Below are 627 nucleotides of genomic sequence, written 5' to 3'. Positions count from 1 at the left end.
AAGAGTTTCTTAACCATCACCCTGTGACCAGCTTAGTATTGGCTCGCGCAGAGTACATGGACTCGTTGCTGACGCGTTTATGGCAATACTTCGGTTTTAATGACATTTGCAACATCTCATTAGTGGCCGTGGGCGGATATGGTCGCGGTGAACTGCATCCGTTGTCCGACATAGACATTCTTGTTCTCTCTAACAACAAACTGCCGACTGCGTTAGAAGCGAAAATCAGCGAATTTATTACCTTACTATGGGACTTAAAACTGGAAGTTGGCCATGCGGTTCGCACTGTCAATGAATGTGCACAAATCGGTCGTGACGATCTAACGGTTGCTACTAACCTACAAGAAGCACGTCTGCTTTGTGGCAGCGAAGACACATTCCAAGCTCTGAAAAAGGTCGTGCTATCCGACTCCTTCTGGCCGAGCGAAACCTTCTACCGCGCAAAAATCCAAGAACAACGCGAACGTCATGCTCGCTACCACGATACGACCTATAACCTAGAGCCCGATATCAAATCGACCCCAGGAGGTCTTCGCGATATTCACACTTTGAGCTGGGTAGCGCGTCGTCACTTTGGCGCCACATCTCTGCTAGAGATGAGCCGTTACGGCTTTCTTACCGATGCAA

At 48.8% G+C, this 627-nt stretch carries 1 protein-coding gene; it reads left to right on the top strand.

The features are described 5' to 3' along the window. A partial coding sequence (locus tag R7Z77_RS26475; RefSeq protein ID WP_318137187.1) for a nucleotidyltransferase domain-containing protein occupies window positions 1–627 on the top strand: 627 nt, incomplete at both ends.

Source organism: Vibrio sp. 1401, from assembly GCF_033340295.1.
Note: the sequence above shows the minus strand (reverse complement) of the source record. Positions and strands in the feature narration are given on the sequence as shown.